This is a genomic window from Marinomonas sp. SBI8L, from assembly GCF_001624705.1.
Taxonomy (GTDB): domain Bacteria; phylum Pseudomonadota; class Gammaproteobacteria; order Pseudomonadales; family Marinomonadaceae; genus Marinomonas.
In genome coordinates this window covers 387,952-413,088 of sequence record NZ_JSEO01000003.1, presented here as the reverse complement: position 1 = coordinate 413,088, position 25,137 = coordinate 387,952, and the positions used below count along the sequence as shown (strand labels likewise).

The window sequence follows — 25,137 nt, the reverse complement described above, 5'->3', positions numbered from 1 at the left end:
TTTAGCCATTAACGAAAGAAAGGAGCAAGTATTAAAGCCTACTCCTTAAAATCAGCTCCTTAAAATCAGCTCCTTAAAATCAGTGCCTTACTAGAAAGGTTAGATATCAGCTTTGGTAAAATATTTAATGCTAGGAGGCATTTCAAAAAAGGCGGTCAGTTGCTCTAACACACCATTTTCTTCAATATGTTTGATATAAGCATAATGCTTTTGCTCACTCATCCAGGCTTCTTCCAATAACATTTCTCCTCGCTCAACATCAAAATAGACAGCAACGCCTAAGCAACCATCAAAACCCCTTACATTAGGCAAATTAGTGTCTAGGAAAGAAATTAAGGTGTCTGTTTTATTGGTTTTTAATACACAGTTTAAGGTAACTCTAACACTCATGATTCATAACTCCTGTCATTGATTTCAAACCTTATTCAATCACAGGGGCTTTATCGAACTACCCAAAAACACTCACAAATAACGTTTATGCGTCAAAGTTGTTTTTTTAATTGTTTTGGGGTGATGTCATAGCGGGTTTTAAAAGCGCTAATAAAGTGGGAAACATTGTCGTAGCCAATTTCGTTAGCAATGTGAGTGACACTTAAGTCAGTGTCACTTAAAAGATCTTTTGCCTTTAACAAACGTTTTTCTTGCAACCATTTTTTAGGGGTAGTGTCGTACAAGGCTTTAAAGTCTCGTAAAAAGGTCGATAAGCTTCGCCCTGACAAATGGGCCATATCATTAATTGATAGCTTTAGAATATCGCTCGTGGAGAGTAAGCGGGATAAATTACGCTTAGGTACGCTTGTATTTTGTGTGCTCTCAGTAAGATAAGAGACTAGGTTTGGTTCGCTCAATTCGAGTAAATGTAGCAATTCTAGTAGCTTCACTCGCACCAAGCCTTTAGAGCAGCGCCTTTGTGATTTTATCTCTTTAATCGACTCAAAAAATGATTGGATTAATGAATCACAAACAATAGCGCTAAAGCCTGATTTTCCTTGGGAATGAGAAGGCATCGCCTTACTGAGGAATTCAGTAATCAGCGCTTGATCAAAGAAAACCAAATGGGCCTTTAAACTCTCGGTAGACTGTACAAAATCCGAATGTAGATTTAAGGAACCTGCGAATAAGTCACCTCTTCTCAGTCTTATCAGAAAAAGTATCACACAAGGCGTTACTTTGACGTAATGTAGGTACCTTTCGAGAAGTAACAACACAGGGTGATACTTTTTCTGAAAGACCCGAAGGGCGTGGTCTAAAAGCACTACCTTTACGTTGAAGATCTTATCAATAGAATCACTATTAAGTTGCGCTCCTCGCCATAAATCTAGTTGCTTTTATCCACACGCTGAGGCGGGAGGACTTATTCGCAGGTTCCTTTAGCCTTAGGGTAAAAATATGGCACTATTTTCTTTTAAAACAAGAGTTTGGTTATCTGAGTTAGTGAGCGTTTCTTGCCCTTTTTCAATATAAACCAAGCATGGAAAGTTACTATAAAACTCAATATCTAATAAGTCGTCTTGTAAGCATTTATAGAAAAATCCGACATTATCATCGAGCAATAAAGGCTCAACATCCTGCATGCCATGAAGGGCTTGAGGTATGACTAAGATGTTACTTTCACAATATTCAAAAACACTTTTCATACTGTTTCATCCATAAAGCAGAAGAGAGTAAATACGTTAACTAAAAAGTTAACTCAAAGAAAACCATTATCTCGAGTGACTAAAGCTCGCTTTTAACCATAAGTATTAACGACAGTTAATCACTTCGAGAGTACTTTTTTCCATAAAATAATGTTCGATGAAGGCTAACAAACGTTTTGCTCTCACATTCATCAAACGTCCACTTGGCCAAACAGCATAGACAACTCTATCTAACCCTTGCAAATCGGCTAGCACTCTTACCATTTCCCCTTTGTTTAAATAATCCTGAACTTCGGTAGTCGGTAACAGGGAGATACCTAGACCATCTCGAACAAAAGAAGCCGCTATATTCACATCATTAACCAAGGTAGAAAGCGCCGGTGATAAACTCGTTTTTTCTTTTCCATCTGGCTTTTGGAGTGTCCAACTCATAATCGCTTGAGAAGCAATTAACTTATGCTGACTTAAATCAGCTATGCTTTTAGGCTCGCCAAACTTAGCAATATAATCAGGTGAAGCAACTAACATAGTACCGACCTCTCCAAGCCTTTTTTGATAAAAAGCGGAATCAGGCTGGGGACCAACACGTATCGCTAAATCAGCTTTCTCAGCTAGCATGTCTTCAAGTTGGTTGCTCAAACTCAACTCTAATTGAATATCAGGAAATTCTTGGATAAACCCAGACCACATAGGTTGTAAAAAACCTGCCGATAAATTGATAGGTGCCATGACTTTTAGAGTTCCGCGCATATCATTTAGCTCGCCGCTTAAACTCTGTTGAGTTTGTTCAAATTGATCTACCAAATGACTATAAGCTCGAAAGTATATTTCGCCTTCAGAAGTAAGCTCGAACCGCCTCGCAGTCCTATGAATTAAGCGACATCTCACTGAATTTTCAAGCCGTTGCAGCCGTCTAGTGACAGTAGCAACTGGCATATCTAACTCCCTTGCAGCGGGCGCTAAACCTTGTTGCTGAACAATATGAATAAATAACACTATGTCGTCTAACATGATTCCATTTCCGGAATTTAAGATTGATTAATAAAGCATACACATCATAAGCGCAACAATACAAACTAAACCTATCTTAATTACCTAGACCAAGGAGCTTTTCATGACTGACTCTCATCTTTCAAATTCATCTTTTCTATGGGTTAGCGCTGGGCTTACTGTGCCGGATGATAAAAATCCACAAACAGCCAGTGAGGAGTTAGCGAAACTAAGATTAGCCACGATAGAAGAAGCTGGATGTTTTCAATTTGAGGTAAAGCCCAATAATGATAATCCTCATAAATTCACCCTATGGGAAAAGTGGACTGATCAAGAAGCTCTCACTCAGCATTTTCAAGAACCCCATACTTTGCATTATTTATCCCTAGAACTAACCCAAGTGGATTACATCGAAAAGCTCGGAGATACCCTATGAAACAACGAATTCTATTCGCTTTGCTCATGTCTCTTTTGCTCTCTTCGCTTATGAGCTGCTGGGTGACTTGGATTAATCTAGGGCTTAACAATGAGTTTTTATCATATTGGCGACAAGCCTTTCTTGGGGCTTGGCCTGTGGCAGCAATTATTGCCTTCTTTATTGGCCCAGAAGTCCATAAAATATCAACAAAGTTAGCGGGCAAATGGGAGGCTCTAAAATGATCGATAAGGAAACAACAAAGCAGAAACTTTTAAAAAATGAAATTACCGAAAGCGACATGGTGGGAAATGAATTAATAGTTAAGCCAATCAACTTTCCTGAACTTGGCCTTCCTGCTGGGCCCTATAGCCACGCCGTCATTCACGGCAACACACTTTATACATCTGGTATGACAGCATTTGGAACACAGGCACAAGAAGGCTCAATATCAGAGCAAACGAAAGAGGTTTTCAGACAAATTGACTTCATGGCAAAGGCCCTTGGCAGCAGCTTAAGCAAGCTCATTAAAGTGACAATTTTTGTGACTGATTTATCTGATATGCTAGCACTAAGACAAACCCTTTCAGATATTTATCAAACCCATCTGCCTGCAAGTTCTCTCATCAAGATAGAGGCGTTATTTTCGGCAGATCTCAACGTTGAAGTAGAGGCTATTTTAGCGATTTAAGAGTAAAAAAGTCATGTAAGAATAGAAAGAGCCCAACGAATTACTCCGTTAGGCTCTTCATCTAAAACTAAAATAGTTAGATTAATTGGATCTGTTTTAAAGCGTGATCAACTAAAGACTTAGCCTGATCAATCGATACGGACTCTGCATAGCAACGAAGCTCTGGCGCATTACCTGATGGGCGAAAGTGCACCACATCATCATTGGCTAATGTCATGCGCAACCCATCTGTCGTATCAAGAGAAGCAAGCTTGGCATCAAGGAAATTTAGGCTCTGTAAAAATGCCTCAGGCGCATCTTTCGCTTGGGCTAAAATCCCTTGGCTTTTTTGTGTGGCAAAGTTTTGAATCCTATCACTGTGAGTCACTCTTTGTGGCAGCGCATTCACTAAGCTCGCTATTCCCGTTTCTTTCGCTGCAGCAAGCAGCATAAGTGCTGGCAATACGGCATCACGGGTTGGTAGTGCCTTAATTGTTTTATCATTCACTATGGCATCAGAACCTAATAAAAAGCCACCATTGGCTTCAAAACCTGCAACACTCGCATAGTCTTTTGCTAAGGGTTCAAATTCTGCAATCACATAAGGCGAACCAACCTTAGTACGAGTAATATGTTCAAACGCTTGGCTCTTCTCAATAGCGGTATTACAGCTGACAGGCACAGCCAAGGCTTCAATATCCATTGCATCAGCACAGATTAGACCTAGTACGTCACCGCGTAACCAATTGCCTTTCTCATCCGATACTAAAGGACGATCGCCATCCCCATCGGTAGAGAAAATAAAATCTAAGTCATATTCTGCTGACCAGTTTTTCGCTTTCAGTTTATCCGCCTCTGAAACCGCTTCAGTATCAATCGGCACAAACTCATCGCTACGCTCTAGGGCAATGACTTCAGCACCCAAAGCTTTAAACATATCAGCATATAAATCTCTACCAGCACTGGAATGCTCATAAATACCAACACGCTTTCCTGACAATAAAGAAGAATCAAACAAAGAGATATAACGCTCAATATAGACAGAAGCGGCTTTATGGTTAACCACCAGCTCAGGTAAGTCAGTAATCGCTTCGAACTCAGCCTCAGCAGTTAAAATGCCTTTTTCATCTGCCTTAGTAATTTCCCCATCAGGACGATAAAACTTAAGTCCATTACGGTCAAAAGGGATATGACTGCCGGTTACCATGATACAAGGGATTTCATCTTGCATTGAGATGTAAGCCAAAGCGGGAGTTGGCACCACACCATAATAAATAGCTTCTAGGCCAAGTTGCTCTAATGCCTTCACACACGCTTGTGCCATAGCGGGACTACTTGGTCGGTTATCAATCGCAATCGCGACCTTGTCAAAATGAAACTCGCCTTGCATACAAGAAATAAAAGCATGGGTAAATGCAGCACAGGCATTAGCACTAAACTGAGTCACTAAGCCTCGCGCACCACTTGTACCAAATTGAATACCAGACTGCTGTATTTCTGTTGAACTTAGTAACATCAAGTTATCTCTTTATTAAATATTGTTTTTAAATAGGGCCGCTCGTATAAAAAAACACAGCCGAGTTAGTATGTGAATTCAAACATTCTAAGCATTAATCACGGTTCTGAAAATAAAGTTTGGTATTTTTATGAACACTTTCATCTTCAAGCAGATCATCTTTTGACCACCAATAAATATCAGAATGTTGCTCATCGGTTTTTATCTTAAAATCATCGTTTAATTTAATTTGATAACCCATGGCGACATAATGGGTATTGATACCTTTAGCTGCGGCAAAGTTATCCTCATAAATATGATCAAACGCCCCGATAAGACGCGCTTTATCAAGTGTTACTTCAACACCTAACTCTGCTTTTGATATTCTAACAATGGCATCAGATAGGGTTTCATTTTTACGAATTCGCCCGCCTGGAACAAACCAAAAACCTTGTGCTGGTTTATTAAGACGTTTACCTAATAATACACGCCCTTGCTTGTCTTCTATTAATAAATCCATAGACACAAGAGGTGTTGAATCAATTACTTCTAAAAACTTTTCGTTATTCATTTTTTAATAATCTTTATTTCTAAATATCAGATTTAATCAAACCTGAAAATTGATTTTATTAATAAACCGCCCCATCAATTTTTCGAACTGGAATAGCATCTTTAATCTCATTATCAGCCATACACATATTGATAGCCGTCACATTGGCATCACATTTATCTGTCGTTACATAGTGAGTAATACAGCCGCATAAAGTACAGTGATGAAAAGCGACTTCCTTATCCCCCCAAATATAAGCGCCTGAGGCTTTTTGAGTGTGGGAGATATTAACATCCTTTGGCTCATAATAGGCCCAAGAAGCCGCATAACGACGGCAAATGGAACAATTACAATTGGCTATTTCTTGAGGAACATAAGCCGCTGTTAATTCGATATTGCCGCAATGACAAGTTAGTTTCATTTTAATTATTCCTTTAGCTAGCTTTCATTTCGTCCTTACTTAAATGATGGGATACCTTGCTGTAATTCACTCCAGTTAGCTTTATCTTCTGTATAAATTTGAGCATCAATTTTAATAGGAATATCTTCATCAAACGTTGAAATTGCTATCTCAATCTCATTAATACTCGCATTTTTAACTCTAAACCCTAAACTAGAACCACACTCTTGGCAGAAACTTCTTTGAGTCCCATTCTTTGCTGTGAAGTGCTTCATTAATTCAAAGCCTTTTAACCAAGTTAAGCCCGTCACACTCACTAGTGTTCCGTAAGCAGCTCCATGGAACTTTCGACACATAGTACAGTGGCAATTTGCTGCGCTTTCACTAAAACCAGTAACATTAAAGCTAATAGCGCCACATAAACAAGAACCATAATATTTATGAGCCATAATAACCTCTACTTCGTAATAGCATTCATCGTTTAGATAAAGCTAAATCTATCATTACCGTAACTTTTAACCCTAAACTCTTTCAAGCTTTTGATACGGTTTTTCAGGTAACTCAACCTTAATGGCATCCGCTATTAAAAGCTCCCCTCCTTTCACGACAATCGCCATGATGCCAGCTTTGCGTACGAGATTGCCCTCTTCATCTTTATCAAGCACAGCTTGGGTCAAACCTTTTTGATAATGATCCAACTGGGCACAAGGGTTTCTAAGCCCTGTCACTTGTAATACAACTTCATCACCTAGATGGAGTAAGGTATCTTTTGGCAAAGAGAGTAAATCGACGCCTTGGGTGAGGATATTCTCACCTAAAGAGCCAGCTTCAACATTAAAGCTTTTTGCTTGTAACTCAGTAAGAAGTTCTGAATGAATTAGGTGAACTTGGCGTAAATTAGGCTGGGTTGGGTCTGCTTTTACTCGAGATCTATGTTTAACGGTCTCGCCACAATGAGCATCACCTTCGACGCCTAAACCTGCGATCAAGGTAAGCTGTGTTACTGGTTTTTTAGAAAACCCATGTTTATTATCACAACTTAGAGATAAAACTTTCATTTTGCTGTCCTTAACCGTTTATTGGTAGGTTTTTCAGGAAAATTCTCTGTATCTCAGTTGTCTTAAACATTGATACTAAGAAACTAAGGTAAAAATGGATGAAATAACACGGAGAGGATTTACACTTTTGCTCTATCAGGCCCTACTTCAAATAAGCCACTTATCGTCAATTGGTTTGTTCGTACCAACCATCAATCATTTTTTGTTCGTATTCTTCTAGTATTCCCTTAGCTTTAATCTCCTTGATACCTTGGTTATAAATCTGGCGTAATCTTAGTGATTTCTCATTCACCTTGGGAAAAATAGGATGACCCGTTGGTGTCGATAGCGCCTTAGGATGATAAGTAATTTTTTTAGCGGACTCTGGTGGAAAACGGTTGTTTATCAGATAAAAACCTTCAAGGAGCGTCATGGGAAAAATATCAATACGACTGGCTAATAGCATGTTCACATTATCTATATCACGAGTGGTTACATGACTATTAAGTTCACCAGCATTGACCAATACATCAAGCTCTGATGAATAGTGGTAACCTGCCGTTAAGCCGACAAAATAAGGTTCAAGATCATCATAGCCTTGCCAATCAAAGTTAAGAGCTTCGAGGTGAAAAAAGTGTATATTGGACTGAATTAAAGCATCGCCATAGTAAAAACTTTTTTGCCTTTCTTCGGAAAAAAACCAATAAAAGGAAAGATCATAATCTCCCTTTTGCGTACTCACCAAGGCTCGTTTCCAAGGCATATAATCTACATCCAAGCTAATACCTTGGCTTTCAAAAGCCAGAGTCATCATATGAGTAGCATAACCACCGTGTTTTAAATTAGCGCCTATTGTTGGTGAATACTCCCCAGTAGCCACTTTAAGAGTCTGCGAAAATCCGTTTACAGCAGGGAAAAAAATCAGAATGACAGATAGAAAAACAATATTTCTCACTTTCTTTGCCCTTTAGCATCACAAGTTAAATTAAGACAACCAAATAAAAGTCTCCTACAAAGTTATAGAGAAGAAGTTCGTTTCTAGCCACGTTATAACAAGTTAAATGCCAAAAAATCGCGTTTTAACACACTTATTAACAATAATGATTCCTTGTGTCGTTCCAGCTAAAAAATCTCAAATGTTAATGAGGCTTTTAGTAACAGAGCTAAGGAACCTGCGATTAAGTCACCTCTTCTCAGTCTTTTCAGAAAAAGCGTCAAGCAAGGCGTCACTTTGACGTAATGTAGGTACCTTTCGAGAAGGGACAACACAGAGTGACGCTTTTTCTGAAAGACCCAAAGGGCGTGGTCTAAAAGCCCTATCTTTAAGTTGAGGGCCTTATCAATAGAATAACTATTAAGTTACGCCCCTCGCCATAAATCTAGGCGCTTTTATCCACACGCTGAGGCGGGAGGACTTATTCGCAGGTTCCTTAAGTAAAACAATGAAATAATTAAAAAAATGATATTAAGAAAACGACATGCGCCTAAAGAAATTAAAAACTAAAATACTGATTTTTAATCCAATTTTTCGCATCCTTTAAACTAGCAACTATCTTAATCGCCTTGCTCAGATCCTGATGCTGTGACATTTTTGTTGCAATTGCGACACAAGGAACATTCGCTGCTGCAGCCGCACTGACGCCATTTGCCGTATCTTCGATAGCAACACATTCATGAGGCTCAAGCCCTAGCCTCTTTGCAGCTAATAAATAACAATCGGGTGCTGGCTTACTGTGTTCAACGTCATCCCCAGAGACGATAGTCTCAAAGTAAGTTTCTAGATTATTTTGCTTAAGCGTATTTCTAGGTGCATCTCCACCAGCGCCAGTCACAATGGCAAGCTTCACCTCTTTTTGGGCCAAACTTGCTATCACCTCTTTGGCTGAATCTACTAAAGGAAATGCCTGATTTGAAAGGTAATTATCTGTTGCCAGTGCCTTCGCTTTATTTAGTGCTTCTGCCGTATAGGTAAGACCATATTTTTCGACCATAGTCTTGGCATTAGCAGGGCTTGGAATACCAGCATATTCCTTGATGTAATCATCCTCGGTTAGCGTCACACCATAGGGCTTTAATATCGCTACCCACATTTGATAATGAATAAACTCAGAATCAACTAAGGTTCCATCGTGATCAAAAAGAATTGCTTTTATCGCTGCCATCAACTTTCCCTTCCTTAAGCTTTATGCCGTTTAAAAACTCAAACTTATAATCTTGTTAACAATTTATAAAAATATACTGTGCTTTCTAACTTACCATTTGAGCCAAGTGCAAATTGTGGAATTTTACCTGCTTCAATGTAACCAATCGAACGATATAAGTTTGATGCTAAGTCACCTACTCTAGTATCTAATACCAAAAGTGTTAAGCCAATTTCGACAGCGACACATTCCATCAACTTCATCAGTTTTTTACTAATACCTTGGCCTCTTGAAGTCGTTTTTACCATGAGTTTTTCAACTTCCGCCCTATGGGCACCATTAGCTTTGGCACACAAAGAAAGCTGCACACATGCCACTAGTTCATCGCCCTCGAAAACTGCAAATAATTTACGTTTCGCCAAGGCGAGGTCCGACTCAATTCCATTCCAATAGGTACTAATTTCATCGCCCTTAACAGGTGTAATAAAACCAATTGAAGCGCCACTTTCGATGCTATCAATTAACAACTCTTTAAACCCGTTTTCATGCCCTTTGATAGAGCTTAACTCTCTAAATTCCATATCTCTCTTCTTATTTGTTTTTATACTTTGCATAGGTTCACTTTGTTCAATACACAAACCTCTTGATTTAAACGCATCATCAAATCGCACCTTTTTAGAGCAATGCAAAGCCGATTAGCCTTACAAGATGGCCAAAAAACCAGTATTAGGTGTAGAAAAAGCATTAAGCTAATCTCAGCAAAACCTATGCCATTCAGGCTTATAAAAAATAGAAGAAATGTCAGAAAGGAAATCAGTTCAAAAAGTAGCAGACTAGGGAACCTGCGATTAAGTCACCTATTCTCAGTCTGCTCTTCTAAGGTATATGAGAAAAAATATCACACAAGGCGTTACTTTGCGTTTACTAATAGAAAACCAGTGTAGGTACCTTTCGAGAAGTGACAACACAGGGCGTTACTTTTTCTGAAATGCCGTTTAGGTATTATTCAAAGACCCGAAGGGCGTGGTCTAAAAGACCTAGCTTCTTGCCCTGATTTTTTGGTAATACATACGTTTATCAGCCACATCTAAAAGTTTATCCATATTGTGACCATCCTCAGGGTAAACACTCACACCAAAAGTCGCTGAAACCTGCAAAGGCTTATTTTCAAAGGGGATAGGTTCAAGAATTTTGTCATTTAAGTGATTAATAATATCCTCTGCATTTACCAGATTATTAAAGACGATAACAAATTCATCACCACCCACTCTTGCCACCAAATCAGTACGTCTTATTGTGCTATTGATTCGATTCGCAATCGCCGTTAAAACCTGATCTCCAGCCTTGTGGCCATAGGTATCATTAATGGCTTTAAACTTATTCAGGTCCATATATAAAAGAGAGAACTTGGTTTTTTCTCGCTCAGATCGAGCAATAGCAAAGGCGATACGTTCACTAAGAAAGTTGCGATTGGCGCAGCCTGTCAAACTGTCATAGAGAGCAAGTTGTTTAAGCTGCTCTTGCTGCTCACTTTGCTCTTCTAGTAACTTAGAAATTCTTTCATGATCAAAAACATGTTGGAGCTCACTTTCAATCACTTTTTTCAACTGACCTAAGAGTTTCACAAAGCTCTCTGAATAATCCGTTGGGATAGTATCTATTACGCAAATTGAACCGAATAAAGAGTTATCAGGCCAAAAAAGAGGGTAACCAAGGTATGAGCGAACAGGCCCTTCACTAACAGGGGGAGCACTGCACCATTCATTCGAATTTTCTGCGTCATTCACATAAAGAACACTTCGCGTTTCCATAATACGGCGGCAAAAACTTTTCATTTCCCAAGGCCAACTGGCATTCACCTCAAGAAAGCTACCGTCATTGTTACTCGCCGAAACAACATTAAAAATATCATTTCTAAACTGAACGACAACGCCACTAGATGCACCGTAAATTTCAGCCATCATATTGACTAAAACTTGCCATTTTTCAAAATCGATATTGGGTTGTTCAAGAATACAGGTATTAAGGTTAATCATAGGATGAGGCTTCCTAAGTTAAATGCTTATCAATCACCGTCAGGCCTAATAAGTCATCCCTCTCTTACCTAACACACGTCATAAATAAGCATAGTAATTAACCCTTATTGGAGCAAATATGAAGGGCAAATAAGAGAGCTAAATATGAGGGCAAAAAGTTTCGCTCTGAATGAGCTTTCCATCCTTTTAACTGGTGTGAATGAAAGCCTATAAATGGTATGTCAGCGCCATTTGAATACAGACTCTAAGCGCTTCTTCAGGCAGCTCATCATCAAGTCTAAACACCACAGCTCTTGAGCCTTCAAAGGTAAAGGTATTAGGGAAAAGAGAATTAAAAGAATCAATCAAACTGGTTTGGCAGTTCACGTAGAGGGCATACTGATCTGGGCTTTTACTCTTCCAGTCAATACGAATTGTGGTACCAGGGGCTTTTGCTTTTTTGAGTTTGCCTGATTTATCTTCATATTGGATAGGCAGGGTAATATAAGCAGGCTCACCCCATTTTAGGGTCTCTTCTACTTCTCCTACCTTATTTGTATTAGCGGCCACTTCTAGAATAAGCTGTCTTAAGTACTCAAGCTTGGCTCTCACCTTAACAGGGTAAGTGTCAAACTTTTTCCTAACTACTTCATTCATCATAATTACCCTTCAAAGTGCCCTACTTAGGCTTTTTATGTAACACAAAGTCAGCTTTTGACTTTAAGGTTTCTTTATCGCGAATTTGAGCAAAAGGATCGGGCTTGGCATCTTCTCCATCCTTTTCATTTTGAGGCTCTTTTTCAGTGGTTTTTGCTGTAAATTTTGATGTGGCTTTCGATGTGGGAAGAGCACGCATTTTTGCGATTAGGTCATCTTCTAATTCGTCTTCATCATTTAATAGCTGGCCGTACTTTTTACGCTCAGCCTTACTAAGACTTTCTTTTTTAAAACTCTCTCGTTTAAAAAACAGATTCCAAGCAGTATATAGGCCAGTCACACAAGCAAAGGCAAACCATTTAAGTCCAAAGGAAACAGCAAGAAAGCTAGTATCTTCGTTAAGTTGACTGTAATTCACAAAGTCTTGATGAATTTTTTCGATTAGCCATAAAACTAATAAAAGTAAGGCAGTAGACAAGATTGTTTGCTTGTAACGCTTATAAATAAAGGTCACAAAGGTGATACGAAAAATTTGATTCATCATTAGAGCCAGCTCACACCTAATAGCGCTAGAACAGCTAGTAGTCCCTTACTCTTAATGTCAGATTTAAGCTTATTTTCTTCCTCTTGTACCACAGCCTCTAAGTCTTCCTGACTAAATTCTTCTGGAGTACGGCCAGCAATAATAATGCGTGTTTTCGCCCTTGAGATGGCCTTCTCACGGATAATTTTTTTATACTTTAGTTGCGGGTTATAAGCCTTTAAGCTTTTCACAATATCCAAATCCTTTACTGTTACATCCCTATGATATTGGTACTTTCCTTTCCAAAAACAAGGTTAAAAAAGAATCAATTAATCGCTAATTCACAATAAAGTCGTATTAAATACGGCTAAAAATTGTGCATAAGTCTGTTATTTAACCACACATTCATTCACATTCTCTGGAGTGCAGTAATAAAAGTCCTGATAGTAGATGTCTTTTTCAGGCAGTTTGTTTTGAGTTACATATTGATATAACAACTCTGTCCCTAAGCGCCCCATTTCAAAAGGCTTTTGTCCAATATTAATATTAGATAACTCTATTTCAATTGCTTTTAACTGAACCTCTTCGGCATCTGCTGAAATAATAACAGCCTTACCTGCTTTTATTTTTGCTTGATAAGGCTTAATTCTGTCAACGTAGTCAGGTGAAAACTGAGCAAATCCAGCTACAGCAAGAAAGATAGGTGGTTGTTCAAGATTAAGTATATATTCTAGCTGTCTAACGGCATGCTCTCTTTTACCTAAGGTATAAAACGGGCATCTTGAATACTCTGTCCAGCCATTTTCACCTTGTAATCGAGTCACATGGGTACCCGCTAAAGCATATCTAACACCATCAATTCTCGCATTCAAATTTGGCGTTGTATCATGTCCAGACTGAATGCATATCTGAGTCTCACCCGCTTTTTTAAATGCCTTTGCTTGGTTACCAAGCGCCACACCATAATCAAAATTATTAGTGCCCACATAAGCTAATCGATAGGCTTTATCTTTTGCTAATAAATCTGAATCAAAAGTAATGACGGGGATTTTTGCCTCTTTAGCCTGCTTTAATACCCGGTTAACGAGAAAGCTTGAGTCTGTGATTGAAATAAGTAAACCATCTACCCCTATCTTTAAATAAGACTCAATAATGTAAGCTTGAGAACGGATATTTTGAAAGTCCTGAGGTCCATCATAAATACAATTAATGTCACCCACAGTTTTGGCAAACTTTTTACAGCCTTCATAGGATTGTTCATAAAAACTGTCATTTTTAGTCTTGCCAATTACAACGATGTTTAGCTTTTTATTGGTTGCATCATGGTTAACTTCTGTTGCAGATAGTCCTGTTATATTTATTACACAAGCAAGGAGAAAAGCACTGATAGAGTAATGAAAAGACATACACTTCCTCAAAAAATTTGCATCGAGAGATAGTAAATAAACCATTGATATTTAATATAAAGTTCAAGGAACCTGCGATTAAGTCACCTCGTCTCAGTCTTATCAGAAAAAGTATCACACAAGGCGTTACTTTGACGTAATGTAGGTACCTTTCGAGAAGTGACAACACAGGGTGTTACTTTTTCTGAAAGACCCGAAGGGCGTGGTCTAAAAGCCCTATCTTTATGTTGAGAACCTTATCAATAGAATCACTATTAAGTTGCGCTCCTCGCCATAAATCTAGCGGCTTTTATCCACACGCTGAGGCGGGAGGACTTATTCGCAGGTTCCTTAATCTACATATAAGTGAAAACTAAATTAAGACTAACACCTATCTCTCTCAATGCAACTTGAAGGGAAGAAAGATTAATTTCTCTTAATGCGCTAATTAGCGTACCAAACTGTCTTGGTTTGCAGATATTGCTCAAATGCCTCTAAACCATTATCACGTCCACCGAAACCAGACATTTTATAGCCTCCAAAAGGTGTTGATATGTCCCCTTCAGAAAAGCAGTTAACCGAAACAGTCCCTGCTTTGATTGCCTTAGACACTCTATGAGCACGGCGAATATCCGCTGTATATAAAGACGCTGCCAAACCATATTCACTGTCATTAGCCAGTTTGATCGCCTCTTCTTCCGTGGCAAAACTCACCACGGCCAGCACAGGGCCAAAAACCTCTTGCTTAAACAAAGTCATCTCCGGTGTAACCTCATCAAAGACAGTCGGCTCAATACACATACCCGCCCCTAAATCAGATATCCTGCCACCCTGAATCAATTTCGCACCTTCTTGTTTGGCTATTTCCAAATGAGAAAGCACCTTATCAAAATGCACCTGTTCGACCATAGGGCCAATAGCGACATCTGGATCTTGAGGGTCGCCCAATTTCCAATCCTCAAGGCGTCTTTTTAATACGGCTAACAACGCCTCTTTGATATCTTGATGCACAATCAAGCGTGAACCACAGCTGCAGTTTTCCCCCATATTCCAAAAGGCTGCTGAGAGCACATCATCGGCAATTTCTTCGACAGAATAAACATCATCAAACACCACTTGTGGGCTTTTTCCACCGCACTCTAGCACCACACCCTTTAGATTTGATTGGGCCGCATAAGTTAGGAACAAGCGCCCTACTTCCGTGGAGCCAGTAAAAGACACCATATCAATGTCATTATGTAAGCCAAGAGGTTTGCCGACATCCTCACCAAAGCCTGTAATCAAAGAAAGCGCCCCTTCAGGGATGCCCGCTTGATAGGCCAGTTGCACCATACGATAAGCGCTCAAAGAGGTTTGCTCAGCAGGTTTTGCAATCACAGAATTCCCCGCTGCCAAAGCAGGAGCGACTTTCCAAGCGAACATAAGAGCCGGAAAGTTCCAAGGCAATACAGCCGCCACCACACCAACAGCTTCTTTCACTACAAGGGCAAGGTTATCCCCATGAGTGGGCGCGACCTTTCCAAAGACCTTATCTATCGCTTCTGCATACCAGGTGAAGGTTTGTATCGTTTCAGGAATATCTGTCGCTAAACATTCTGCAATGGGTTTACCTGCATCAATACAATCCAGTGCTGCCAATTCTTCAGCATGCTCCGTCAATAAAGCCACCCAATTTTGCATCACCGCTTTTCGCTCGGCCGGGTGTAAACTCGCCCATTCACCCGATTCAAAGGTTTCTCTAGCAACCTTAACCGCCTCATTAACATGCTTTTCATCACAAGATTCCACCTTACCAATGACACTATGGTCAAAAGGGTTCAGTGTCTTAAAGGCTTGCGCTTCATTATTTGCATAACCTTTGATCAAAGCACCTGCGTATAAGGCCTGTTTTCGCCCAAGCTGAAACACATCTTCTTTAAGAAGCTTTGAGCTAGAAGCTGACTTAGATGTTGAATTAAATGACTGCATACTGGCCTCCTATGCCGATAAAGCTTGGTCTAATAAAGCGATAAACTCAGCTTGAGATTCAGCACTCACAGGCAGTAAAGGGGCGCGGACATTCCCAACAGGCACGCCAACATGGGCACAACCTAACTTAGCTTTTTGATTATAATCTTCCGCTTCTTGATGCTTAATCACGGGTAAAATAGCTGTCATTATGTCTCTTACTTTCGCAAGATCATCCGCCTTAGCCGCTTCAATCAAGGCGACATGTTGAGAAGGTAAGTAGTTAGCTGCACCACCTATCCAAGCACGTACACCCCAGAACAAGTAGTCTGCCGCCTGATCGTCACTGCCGCACACCACTTGGAAGTTGTCTAACTTGGCATTAATTAACGACAAGGCACGGCTAAAGTCACCACTACTTTCCTTAATCCCAACAATGTTCTTATCTGTACTTAGCTCGATCACCGCCTCAACACTGATTTCAACACCAGAGCGCGCAGGGAAGTTATACATAATGATTGGCATATCAGCTTCTTGGCTGACTGTTTTATAGTGTTGAATAATTTCGTTTTCTTGCGGCAAGCAATAGATAGGTGGCGCGAGCATTAAGCAGGTATAACCTAGCTCTTTTGCCTGTTTAGCCTTAAGCACAGAACCTTGGGTATATAAGTCATTCACTCCAGCAATCAACAAGGCTCTATCACCCACATGCTCAGCAATAAAGGCCATTACTTTATAACGCTCTTCATCATTGAAGGTGTAATACTCACCTGTAGTACCACAGGCAACAATACCTTTCACACCAGCATCAATTTGAAAATCCAATAAGTTAGCAAGGGCCGCAAAATCTATACTGCCATCTGTAGTAAACGGGGTAACGACAGGAACTAATACACCTTCAATATTCATTTTCTTATCCTTTTAACATGAGGTTTTGGCTTATTTTAAAAGCCGATTTATACTTACGATTCAATTTATGTATATTTTATACAATTTATTTTTGCAAAATTTTTTAGCACCTTTTAGCTCTCAGTGATCAATCAACTTGATGTAAGAGAGCCTCTCTCAAGCAAACCTGTCATGACGAAATGGCGTCATATCTAACTTAGGTTTTTGGTTATGCGTTAAAGCATCCACCAGCTCACCTGTCACCGCGGCTTGCGTTAACCCTAAATGCTGATGACCAAAGGCTAATATCACCTGACCTTTGGCGCCAACCTTATCTATGATGGGTAAAGAGTCTGGTAAAGAAGGCCTAAAGCCCATCCAAGTTTGTCCAACTTGAGTATCAATTTTAGGTAACAACACTTGTGCATGCCTTGCTAGCATATGAGCTCGTTTCATATTTGGTGAGCTATGCAAACCACCAAATTCAACGGTGCCAGCAAGGCGCAGCCCGTCATTCATCGGCGTCATAATGAAACGTCTATCAGCAGAAGTCACAGGCACTTTTAAACTATTATCGACTTTGGGTAACATGAGGTGATAACCCCTTTCCGTATCTAATGGCACCTTCTTCTGAGTTAATGCCTGCACCCAATGTTTTGACCAAGCCCCTGTGGCTAAAACAAGTTTAGGTACCTGATATGAACTTCCATCAAGTTTCACCTCAACGCCATCATCATTCATGCCTAAGGCTTCTACTTCCTGCTCAATCAACTTGCCTCCCTGTTTGATAAAGTGCTCAGCTAATACACGAGTCAATTTATGAGGGTCAGCCGTATGGGCCGTATTGGGAAACAAAACACCATGACATATATTGCCTGATAGACCCGGTTCTAGTTCTCTTACCTGACAACCCGAAAGGGATTGAGTTTTAATCCCCTGCTCATTCAAAAAAAGATGAGTGTCTTCATAGTCTAAAACCGACTTCTCCGATTCAAATACCAAAAGAGAGCCATCCGCTTTAATTTGTTTTTGCTCACCTAAGCTTTCCAACACCTTTAACCAAGCAGGTAAAGCCGCATTATTTAATCCAGTTAAAGCATCCACCCCCTGACAAAAAGGGCCGCTTCTCGTATTGAGCATAAAACGAATTAACCAAGGAGTGATTTTATGTAGATAAGACCAGCGAATAGACACTGGCCCTAAAGGATCAAGTAGCATTTTAGGTATCTTCCACATCAAACCGGGTGTGGCGAGCGGTAGAATCTGTTCTGTTGCAAAGTGGCCAGCATTGCCTTTTGAGCAACCTTCCCCCACTCCATCCCTATCAATTAAGGTCACCTGATGGCCTGATTTTTGTAAGGCGAGCGCACAGCAGACACCAACAACACCTGCACCTAAAACAGCAATATCCGCTTGCAAAGACTTCATAAAATATCCTTTCATCCGAACTCTGTATATTGTATAAAATATCCTTTGATCAAAAATAAAGCAACGCTATTCATTCTAAAAACCTCAATTACGATAAAAACGGATAAGGAAAATAAGATGAGAGAAGGCACCTTTTTTTGCATTGATGCTCATACATGCGGTAACCCAGTTCGCTTAGTTGCAGGCGGTTATCCTGATCTAGAAGGTCAAACAATGAGCCAAAAACGCCAATTTTTTCTTAATAAGTATGATTGGATTCGACAAGCGCTAATGTTTGAGCCAAGGGGACATTCCATGATGTCTGGCTCTATCGTTTACCCTCCTTGTTCTGAAGATGCCGATGCTTCAATACTCTTTATCGAGACCAGTGGCTGCTTGCCCATGTGTGGACACGGCACCATAGGTACAGTCACAAGCGCCATTGAAAATGGCATTATCAAACCAAAAGTTCCGGGGCAGCTCATCCTAGATGTGCCGGCTGGCAAAATTAGAATTGAATACAAGCAAGATGGCGACAAGGTAGAAAGCGTGCGTATTTTTAATGTGGCGTCCTATCTCGCCCACACAGATGTCGTGGTACAGGTGCCGGAATTGGGCGAGCTTGTGGTCGATATTGCCTATGGTGGTAACTATTACGCCATCGTAGATCCACAAAAAAACTATCAAGGGTTAGAGCACTTTAGTCCTGATAAAATTTTGCAATTAAGCCCTATCGTACGCCAGCTTGTTGATGCAGCGGCAGAATGTGTTCACCCAGACGATGCCACAGTTAATGGGGTTTCCCATGTGTTATGGACAGGTACTCCCACACAAGAAGGGGCACGAGCGAAAAACGCTGTATTTTATGGGGATAGAGCCATAGACAGATCTCCTTGCGGTACAGGCACCAGTGCGCGAATGGCCCAATGGTTTGCCAAAGGCAAGCTCAAAGTCGGCGACGACTTTGTACACGAAAGCATTATCGGCAGTTTATTTCATGGACGAGTTGAGTCTCTTACCCAAGTCGGTAGTCATATTGGCATCATGCCAAGTGTGCAAGGTTGGGCTAAGGTGTATGGCCACAATACCATTTGGGTGGATGATGAAGACCCTTATGCCCACGGCTTTGAAGTTAAATAGTTTTTAGTTAAAGAACGCCAAAGTTAGATAATAACGACCAACTAGTGTTAAGTTTTATTAAAAGGGCTTTTAGAAATACTAAGCTGAGGGTTATATTAAACTTCAGCTTTTTATTAAGCTTTAAAGTGAAAGTGTTACAATAACCCCATAACGAGACTCCACCATACGACAGAAGCGCGGCCCCTACTCCATGATGACAAACTCTATGCCTGTTTATAAAACACGAACCCAAATGGTTGCAGACATATTAAGGAATAAAATCCTGTCCGGTGAAATTGTGGCAGGAGAAGCATTACGCCAGGAGGCCCTAGCCAAAGAATTCGACGTCAGCCGAATACCTGTTCGAGAAGCCCTATTACAATTAGAAGCCCAAGGTTTAGTGGCTTTCGAACCTCACAAAGGCGCCATCGCAACTGAACTCTCACCCGCCAAGATTCACGAGCTCTTTCAATTAAGAGCCATGATAGAGTGTCATGTACTAGAGAACTCTATCGATAATATGACAGAAGCTGACTTTGATGCGGCAGATAAGATAGTTCAAGCCTTTGAAACGGCAGTAGAAACGGGCTCTCAGGTAGAAAGCTGGAGTGATTTAAATTATCAGTTACATGCTGCCCTTTATAAGGCTGCCGACCTTCCCCAAGCCAAAGAAATTATCGAAAGCTTGAATCTAAAATCAGACAGGTATATTCGTCTACAACTACTGCTTACTTCACGCATTGATAAAGCAGAACAAGAGCACAGTGAATTGCTCGCGCTTTGTCGTCAGCGCAATAAAGTTGCCGCCTGCGCCCTGCTTAAAAAGCATATTTTAGAAGCAGGCCAAGCCATTCATGACCTATTAGTTGAACAACAAGAAAACGCAAAATAAAACCATTCTTAGGGAACCTGCGAATAAGTCCACCCGCCTCAGCGTGTGGACTTATTCGCAGGTTCCCTAGCCAGTTTTTCCCCTGATAAATTGGCCTTCACTTCTCACAAGCACAGATTCCCCATCTACTTCTTCCACTTTCAAGCAAACCTGTGCATGGGTTTAAGCAGAAGCTCAAACAGCAAACGCTTTTAACTTAAGCCAGTATCGAGTAATTTAGCTAATGGGACATTTTTGTCCTTTCCATAAAGTAAAAGTAAGGTATATGGCCCTTCAAACTTGGCATCATTCTTTCATTAGCTTTATTAGCAAAACGGCTCTTTAGTAAACAGCTGACGCTGACTTGATACCTAAGCTCTTCCAAAACAATAAAAATAGGATATTTGGAAATGGCAATAAAACGATTTTACTGGCTCTCACAGCTAGGAATTGGCAGTCGCTTATTTTTGGCTTTTGTGATGATTTCCTCTATCACCATCGTCTCTAGTGGGCTGGCGACAAACACCTATTTGCAGCTAAGCGATAGGCTAATGTTACTCAAGCATCAGGATATTCCTGGTCTAGATGCCGCAGCGCGCCTTAATGATAAAAGCCGTTTAATCGTCGCCACTGCGCCTTTAATCGTCACCAGTGACTCGAATGTCAGCCGTAATCAAGCCATGGATACTTTGAACATTGCGATTCAAGATATGGATGGTTTGATGCGTAATTTACCCGACTATAACCGCTATTTTTTAGAGCTCATCACCCAGATCCAAAACAACTTAACCCTGTTAAATCAGAGTGTTGAACGACGAGAAGTTATTCGCAAAAAACTCACTCAACAATCCAAACTCATCTTCCCTTTATTCCAAGATTTAATCGTTGAGTTCGATCGCCTAGAGCAAAGTGAGCAATTAGAAGAAGTCATCAGACGGCTTTATTACTTTTCAGGCCTTATCGAAAAAGTCAGTAACGAAGCCTCCTTTAACGATCTTGATTACACCTTTTTACGGCTTGAAGATTTAGGCCGAGAAATCAGTGCGCGCCTGCCTTTTTTGCCACAAATCCCCCGTTTAAAGCGTCAACTTCTTAGCCAGTTATTAGAAATGAGTTCACGCCAAGGACAACTCTTTTTATTGAAAAATGAAGAGTTAGATTTGCTCTATCAACAGAGCTTCTTTCTGGAAAATAGCCAGCAGCATATCCAACAATTAGCGGCGCAGATAAATCAATATACCAATCAAACCAATACCAGTATTCGTGGTTCTTTAGAAGGAGCGATTAAGTCCATCAATGCCAGTATTAGCAGCATACTTTTGCTCTCCTTAGCCAGCCTTGCTGTTGCCTGTGCCATCTCTTGGTTTTACGTCAGACGAGATGTGTTACAGCGCATTATTGAGCTACAAAAAAACATGCGCGCCATTGCCAGTTCCAAGCTTGATACCCAGATACTAATCAAGGGTAATGACGAAGTATCAGGTATGGCCAGAGACCTGCAATACTTCCAAAAAACCGCCATAGAAGTGGAAAAAACTAACCAAAAACTCGCCGCCGAGATTGAAGAAAGGCTGGCCGCCGAAGTCCAATTAAAGAGCACCCAAAACGAGCTAGTCCAAGCCGGAAAACTTGCCGCTCTTGGTCAATTGAGTGTGGGGATCACCCATGAAATAAACCAACCTTTAACCGCGATTGCTAGCTATTTGCACACGGCCGGACGCCATTTAGACAAGGCCCAGCCAGATAAAGCCAGACTCAATATCGAGAAGATGCGCCAGCTATTAGATAAAATCGCAGGCATTACTCGTCACCTTAAAGCCTTTGCTCGTGAAGCGGGTACAGCACTCAGCCCTGTGTTATTAGAGCCCGTCATTCTTGATGCCATAGAGTTAATGTCGAATCAGATTCGTGAACAAAATAGCCATTTAGAGTATCAAAACAATGTCAAAGACCTGAACGTATTGGCCGAGCCTATTCGCCTCGAACAAGTCTTGGTAAACCTTATTAGCAATGCGGTGGATGCCTTATCCAGCGCGCCTTTAAAGCAAATTCAAATAGCAGTAACAGAAGAAGAAAGCCAAGTACTCATCAGTGTCAGCGACACTGGCATTGGCATAGAAGCCGATAAGCTCAACCAGATATTTGACCCCTTCTTCACCCAAAAAGAAGTGGGCCGAGGTTTAGGGCTAGGCCTCTCCATTAGTTACAACATCATTCAAGATTTTAGTGGCCAAATCCGCGTCAGCTCAACCCAAGGACAAGGCAGTAGTTTCACATTGGTTTTACAAAAAGCGAGCACAAAATGAAGCAAGCGATTCGCATTCTTATCATAGATGATGAGCAAACCATCATTGAAGCCCTGACAGAGCTTTTAGAGTTAGAAGACTTTCAGGTAGACACCTTCTTAGATGCTCAACAGGCATTAGATTCTCTCAATAAAAATAGCCCTGTGGTTGTGCTCTGTGATGTAAAAATGCCAAAAATGGATGGCATGAGTGTGCTATCCAGACTCCAAGCCCTAGACTCTGAATTGCCCATTCTCTTGATGAGTGGCCACGGTGATATTCCTATGGCCATCGAAGCAATGAAAGAAGGGGCCTATGACTTTCTCGAAAAGCCGCTGCAACCTGCCAAGCTAATTAGCCAATTAGAAAGGGCCATAGAGAAGCGCCGCCTCATTTTAGAAAACCGTAGCCTCAAGCAAAATCTTGCCAATCAAACAGGCCTAGAGAACTTTATTATTGGTGAGTCCGCTGCCATTAAAGGCATACGCCAGCATGTAACAGCCTTCGCCCAAGCCAATGTGGACACCATTATTTATGGGGATACCGGCTGTGGTAAAGATGTGGTCGCCCGTGCCTTACACCAATTTAGCCGCCGCCATGAAAGCCGTTTTATCGCCATAAATTGCGGTGGTATCAGTGAAAGCTTGATTGAAAGTGAGCTCTTTGGTCACGAAGCAGGCTCTTTTACTGGTGCCAATAAACGTCATATCGGCAAGATAGAAGCCGCCAATGGTGGTACTCTGTTTCTTGATGAAATCGAAACCATGCCCTTGCCTGTGCAAATAAAACTTCTCAGAGTGTTGCAAGACAGGACCATAGAAAGAGTCGGCAGCACGCAGCCTATTCCCGTTGAACTCACTGTCATAGCCGCCAGTAAAGATGACCTTGCCCAATTAGGCGAAGAGGGGAAGTTTAGAAAGGACCTCTTTTATCGCCTCAATGTGGCAAGCCTCACCATACCGCCACTTAAAGACAGGCCAGAAGATGTACTGCCATTGTTTCACTATTATGCCCGTAAAGCCTCCGAGCAATTCGACCGCCCTTTGCCTGAACTTACCCCAGAGTATCTTGCCTTTTTATTAGAGCAAAAATGGCCTGGTAATGTGCGAGAACTCAAAAACGCAGTGGACAGGTTTGTCTTAGGTATCACAGAAACCTCTCTCGCAACCCTTAAACGTGATGAAGATTCTAACGGCAGCTACGAGGAACGCATGGAGCAATTTGAGCGCAGCATCCTTGAGCAAGGCCTTAGGGCATCGGGCGGTCAACTTAATGAAGCGGCGGAGCTATTAGATCTCTCTCGTAAAACCCTTTATCGAAAAATGAAGAAACATCAATTAGATAAGCAGGTTTTTAAGGCGACATAGAAGCTTCATCAAAGGGACTCAAGAAAAAAGACACATGTGTCCCATTTAACAAAAAACAATGAGACTAAAGCGTCCCAAAGCCGTGACTTAGATTTTTAAAAATATCGTAAACATATGAAATTAAACAATATTTTAGACTTGGTATTGCTTTTGCTCTAACTGGGTCAGATCCACAACATTGTGGGGCTGACTCATCTCCGATCAGGGTCTTGCCCAATTGGTGATAAAAATAAAAATATCTAATGAGGAAAAGTGAGATGCCAAACAAATTGCTTACCGGTTTACTTCTAACTAGTTCGTTATTCTTAGGCGCCAGCGCTGTACAAGCAGAAGACTGTAAATACCGTGGCGTATTAGACGACAAGTTTTGTGATGACAACTATGACCTTGTTGCCGACACACCAAAAGATCCTAGCAAGTGGCGTGATCCAAGCACTTTGGTTTTCACCTACACGCCCGTAGAAGACCCAGCGGTGTACAAGGATGCCTTTAGCGACTTTCAAAAGTACCTAAGTGATGTCACAGGTAAAAAAGTGGTTTATTACACAGTTCACTCAAATGCGGCCGAAGTTGAAGCCATTCGCTCTGGTCGTTTACACATTGCCGGTTTCTCCACAGGCCCAACTGGCTATGCGGTTAACCTAGGTGGTTTAGTACCCATCGCAGTAAAAGGCACAGCAGACGGTTTCCAAGGTTATAACCTGATTACTATTGCCCGTTCAGACAGTGATATTTATAAAATGTCTGACCTTAAAGGCCGTGTTGTGGCACATACCTCAGCTTCCTCTAACTCAGGTAACCTAGCCCCTCGCGCTATCTTCCCTGCATTAGGTATTACCCCTGATCAAGACTACAAGGTGAAATACTCTGGCAAGCACGACCAATCTATCATGGGTGTACTATCAGGTGACTATGAAGCCGCGCCTGTCGCATCAGATGTATTTAAACGTATGGTGGCAGCAGAACGAATTGATGCAGACGATTTCCGTATCATCTACACCAGCCCGCGCTTCCCTACCTCTTCATTTGGTTATGCTCATGACTTGAACCCAGAGCTAGTCGCTAAAATCAAAAAAGCTTTCTCTGAATTCCGTTTCCCTGCGGATATGCAAGAAACCTTTGGTGGCGCGGACCGTTTCTACCCGGTTACTTATAAAGTTGACTGGCAAGTTATCCGTGACATTGCCCACGCATCTGGCACGGCTTACACCAAAACAGGCCTAAAACGTTTAGCTGAAGCTGACGCAGCAAAAGCGGCGAAAAAGCGTGCTGCCGCAGCGGCTAAAAACAATGGTTAATGGCTAACAGGCCAAATTAACCACCTCAGTTTTACCGCAC

The 25,137-nt window shown here is 41.1% G+C and carries 28 protein-coding genes; 8 read left to right on the top strand and 20 right to left on the bottom strand.

What is annotated here, in order from left to right; translation table 11 throughout:
• Positions 1-99 precede the first annotated feature (99 nt).
• The 4 genes from OA91_RS05995 to OA91_RS05980 all read right to left on the bottom strand — a co-directional run bounded on the left by OA91_RS05995 (position 100) and on the right by OA91_RS05980 (position 2,648).
• Positions 100-390 carry a hypothetical protein gene (locus tag OA91_RS05995; protein WP_063336743.1) on the bottom strand — a complete coding sequence of 97 codons (291 nt, stop codon included), beginning with the start codon at positions 388-390 and terminating at the stop codon, positions 100-102.
• A 92-nt stretch (positions 391-482) separates the two neighbouring features.
• The gene (locus OA91_RS05990) at positions 483-1,157 is read right to left on the bottom strand and encodes a helix-turn-helix domain-containing protein (RefSeq protein ID WP_063336742.1); all 675 of its coding nucleotides are present in this window, start codon (positions 1,155-1,157) and stop codon (positions 483-485) included.
• A gap of 219 nt (positions 1,158-1,376) precedes the next feature.
• On the bottom strand, positions 1,377-1,637 hold the full coding sequence (locus tag OA91_RS05985; protein ID WP_063336741.1) for a hypothetical protein: 261 nt from the start codon (positions 1,635-1,637) through the stop codon (positions 1,377-1,379).
• A gap of 105 nt (positions 1,638-1,742) precedes the next feature.
• A complete protein-coding gene (locus OA91_RS05980) occupies positions 1,743-2,648 on the bottom strand; it encodes a LysR family transcriptional regulator (RefSeq protein WP_063336740.1) in 906 nt (301 codons plus the stop codon).
• Between the two features lie 103 nt (positions 2,649-2,751).
• Here OA91_RS05980 and OA91_RS05975 point away from each other — a divergent pair, with 103 nt between their 5' ends.
• Genes OA91_RS05975 through OA91_RS05965 form a run of 3 tightly spaced genes read left to right on the top strand, consistent with a single transcriptional unit; the run spans position 2,752 to position 3,733 of the window.
• Positions 2,752-3,063, top strand: a complete 312-nt coding sequence (locus tag OA91_RS05975; protein WP_063336739.1) for a putative quinol monooxygenase — start codon at positions 2,752-2,754, stop codon at positions 3,061-3,063.
• The gene (locus OA91_RS05970; RefSeq protein WP_063336738.1) at positions 3,060-3,287 is read left to right on the top strand and encodes a DUF2798 domain-containing protein; all 228 of its coding nucleotides are present in this window, start codon (positions 3,060-3,062) and stop codon (positions 3,285-3,287) included. Before OA91_RS05975 ends, OA91_RS05970 begins: the two co-directional genes overlap by 4 nt.
• Positions 3,284-3,733, top strand: coding sequence for a RidA family protein (locus OA91_RS05965; protein WP_231870316.1), 450 nt, complete (start codon positions 3,284-3,286; stop codon positions 3,731-3,733). Before OA91_RS05970 ends, OA91_RS05965 begins: the two co-directional genes overlap by 4 nt.
• A gap of 76 nt (positions 3,734-3,809) precedes the next feature.
• Here the strand turns inward: OA91_RS05965 and OA91_RS05960 are convergent, their stop codons facing one another.
• From OA91_RS05960 to OA91_RS05885, 16 genes are all read right to left on the bottom strand, one after another.
• Complete coding sequence (locus OA91_RS05960) at positions 3,810-5,228, bottom strand: phosphomannomutase (RefSeq protein ID WP_063336737.1); 1,419 nt, start codon at positions 5,226-5,228, stop codon at positions 3,810-3,812.
• Between the two features lie 94 nt (positions 5,229-5,322).
• Positions 5,323-5,778, bottom strand: coding sequence for a GDP-mannose mannosyl hydrolase (locus OA91_RS05955; RefSeq protein ID WP_063336736.1), 456 nt, complete (start codon positions 5,776-5,778; stop codon positions 5,323-5,325).
• A 58-nt stretch (positions 5,779-5,836) separates the two neighbouring features.
• Positions 5,837-6,178, bottom strand: coding sequence for a GFA family protein (locus tag OA91_RS05950; protein ID WP_063336735.1), 342 nt, complete (start codon positions 6,176-6,178; stop codon positions 5,837-5,839).
• A 35-nt stretch (positions 6,179-6,213) separates the two neighbouring features.
• Positions 6,214-6,606: a GFA family protein gene (locus OA91_RS05945; RefSeq protein WP_063336734.1), complete on the bottom strand. Its 393-nt coding sequence runs from the start codon at positions 6,604-6,606 to the stop codon at positions 6,214-6,216.
• Positions 6,607-6,678: 72 nt separating this feature from the next.
• Positions 6,679-7,215, bottom strand: a complete 537-nt coding sequence (locus OA91_RS05940) for an MOSC domain-containing protein (protein ID WP_063336733.1) — start codon at positions 7,213-7,215, stop codon at positions 6,679-6,681.
• Between the two features lie 166 nt (positions 7,216-7,381).
• The gene (locus OA91_RS05935; RefSeq protein ID WP_063336732.1) at positions 7,382-8,149 is read right to left on the bottom strand and encodes a substrate-binding periplasmic protein; all 768 of its coding nucleotides are present in this window, start codon (positions 8,147-8,149) and stop codon (positions 7,382-7,384) included.
• Positions 8,150-8,687: 538 nt separating this feature from the next.
• Positions 8,688-9,356: an HAD family hydrolase gene (locus tag OA91_RS05930; RefSeq protein ID WP_082827799.1), complete on the bottom strand. Its 669-nt coding sequence runs from the start codon at positions 9,354-9,356 to the stop codon at positions 8,688-8,690.
• Positions 9,357-9,400: 44 nt separating this feature from the next.
• On the bottom strand, positions 9,401-9,949 hold the full coding sequence (locus tag OA91_RS05925; RefSeq protein ID WP_231870315.1) for a GNAT family N-acetyltransferase: 549 nt from the start codon (positions 9,947-9,949) through the stop codon (positions 9,401-9,403).
• Positions 9,950-10,372: 423 nt separating this feature from the next.
• Positions 10,373-11,371, bottom strand: a complete 999-nt coding sequence (locus OA91_RS05920) for a sensor domain-containing diguanylate cyclase (RefSeq protein WP_063336731.1) — start codon at positions 11,369-11,371, stop codon at positions 10,373-10,375.
• A gap of 207 nt (positions 11,372-11,578) precedes the next feature.
• A complete protein-coding gene (locus OA91_RS05915; protein ID WP_063336730.1) occupies positions 11,579-12,010 on the bottom strand; it encodes a DUF1801 domain-containing protein in 432 nt (143 codons plus the stop codon).
• Positions 12,011-12,029: 19 nt separating this feature from the next.
• Positions 12,030-12,551: a hypothetical protein gene (locus tag OA91_RS05910; RefSeq protein ID WP_063336729.1), complete on the bottom strand. Its 522-nt coding sequence runs from the start codon at positions 12,549-12,551 to the stop codon at positions 12,030-12,032.
• Positions 12,551-12,781 carry a hypothetical protein gene (locus tag OA91_RS05905; RefSeq protein ID WP_082827798.1) on the bottom strand — a complete coding sequence of 77 codons (231 nt, stop codon included), beginning with the start codon at positions 12,779-12,781 and terminating at the stop codon, positions 12,551-12,553. Before OA91_RS05905 ends, OA91_RS05910 begins: the two co-directional genes overlap by 1 nt.
• Before the next feature lie 138 nt (positions 12,782-12,919).
• Entirely contained in the window at positions 12,920-13,936 is a 1,017-nt protein-coding gene (locus OA91_RS05900; RefSeq protein WP_063336727.1) for a substrate-binding domain-containing protein, read from the bottom strand.
• 423 nt (positions 13,937-14,359) lie between these two features.
• A complete protein-coding gene (locus OA91_RS05895) occupies positions 14,360-15,883 on the bottom strand; it encodes an aldehyde dehydrogenase (protein ID WP_063336726.1) in 1,524 nt (507 codons plus the stop codon).
• A 9-nt stretch (positions 15,884-15,892) separates the two neighbouring features.
• Positions 15,893-16,771 carry a 4-hydroxy-tetrahydrodipicolinate synthase gene (gene dapA, locus OA91_RS05890; RefSeq protein WP_063336725.1) on the bottom strand — a complete coding sequence of 293 codons (879 nt, stop codon included), beginning with the start codon at positions 16,769-16,771 and terminating at the stop codon, positions 15,893-15,895.
• A 156-nt stretch (positions 16,772-16,927) separates the two neighbouring features.
• Positions 16,928-18,178, bottom strand: a complete 1,251-nt coding sequence (locus OA91_RS05885) for an NAD(P)/FAD-dependent oxidoreductase (RefSeq protein ID WP_063336724.1) — start codon at positions 18,176-18,178, stop codon at positions 16,928-16,930.
• A gap of 117 nt (positions 18,179-18,295) precedes the next feature.
• Here OA91_RS05885 and OA91_RS05880 point away from each other — a divergent pair, with 117 nt between their 5' ends.
• The 5 genes from OA91_RS05880 (at position 18,296) to phnD (ending at position 25,097) form a co-directional block, all read left to right on the top strand.
• Entirely contained in the window at positions 18,296-19,297 is a 1,002-nt protein-coding gene (locus OA91_RS05880) for a 4-hydroxyproline epimerase (RefSeq protein WP_063336723.1), read from the top strand.
• A 190-nt stretch (positions 19,298-19,487) separates the two neighbouring features.
• The gene (locus tag OA91_RS05875) at positions 19,488-20,168 is read left to right on the top strand and encodes a GntR family transcriptional regulator (protein WP_082827796.1); all 681 of its coding nucleotides are present in this window, start codon (positions 19,488-19,490) and stop codon (positions 20,166-20,168) included.
• Positions 20,169-20,557: 389 nt separating this feature from the next.
• The gene (locus OA91_RS05870; RefSeq protein ID WP_063336722.1) at positions 20,558-22,453 is read left to right on the top strand and encodes an ATP-binding protein; all 1,896 of its coding nucleotides are present in this window, start codon (positions 20,558-20,560) and stop codon (positions 22,451-22,453) included.
• Positions 22,450-23,799, top strand: coding sequence for a sigma-54-dependent transcriptional regulator (locus tag OA91_RS05865; RefSeq protein ID WP_063336721.1), 1,350 nt, complete (start codon positions 22,450-22,452; stop codon positions 23,797-23,799). Before OA91_RS05870 ends, OA91_RS05865 begins: the two co-directional genes overlap by 4 nt.
• Before the next feature lie 257 nt (positions 23,800-24,056).
• Positions 24,057-25,097: a phosphate/phosphite/phosphonate ABC transporter substrate-binding protein gene (phnD, locus tag OA91_RS05860; protein WP_063336720.1), complete on the top strand. Its 1,041-nt coding sequence runs from the start codon at positions 24,057-24,059 to the stop codon at positions 25,095-25,097.
• Positions 25,098-25,137: the final 40 nt, after the last annotated feature.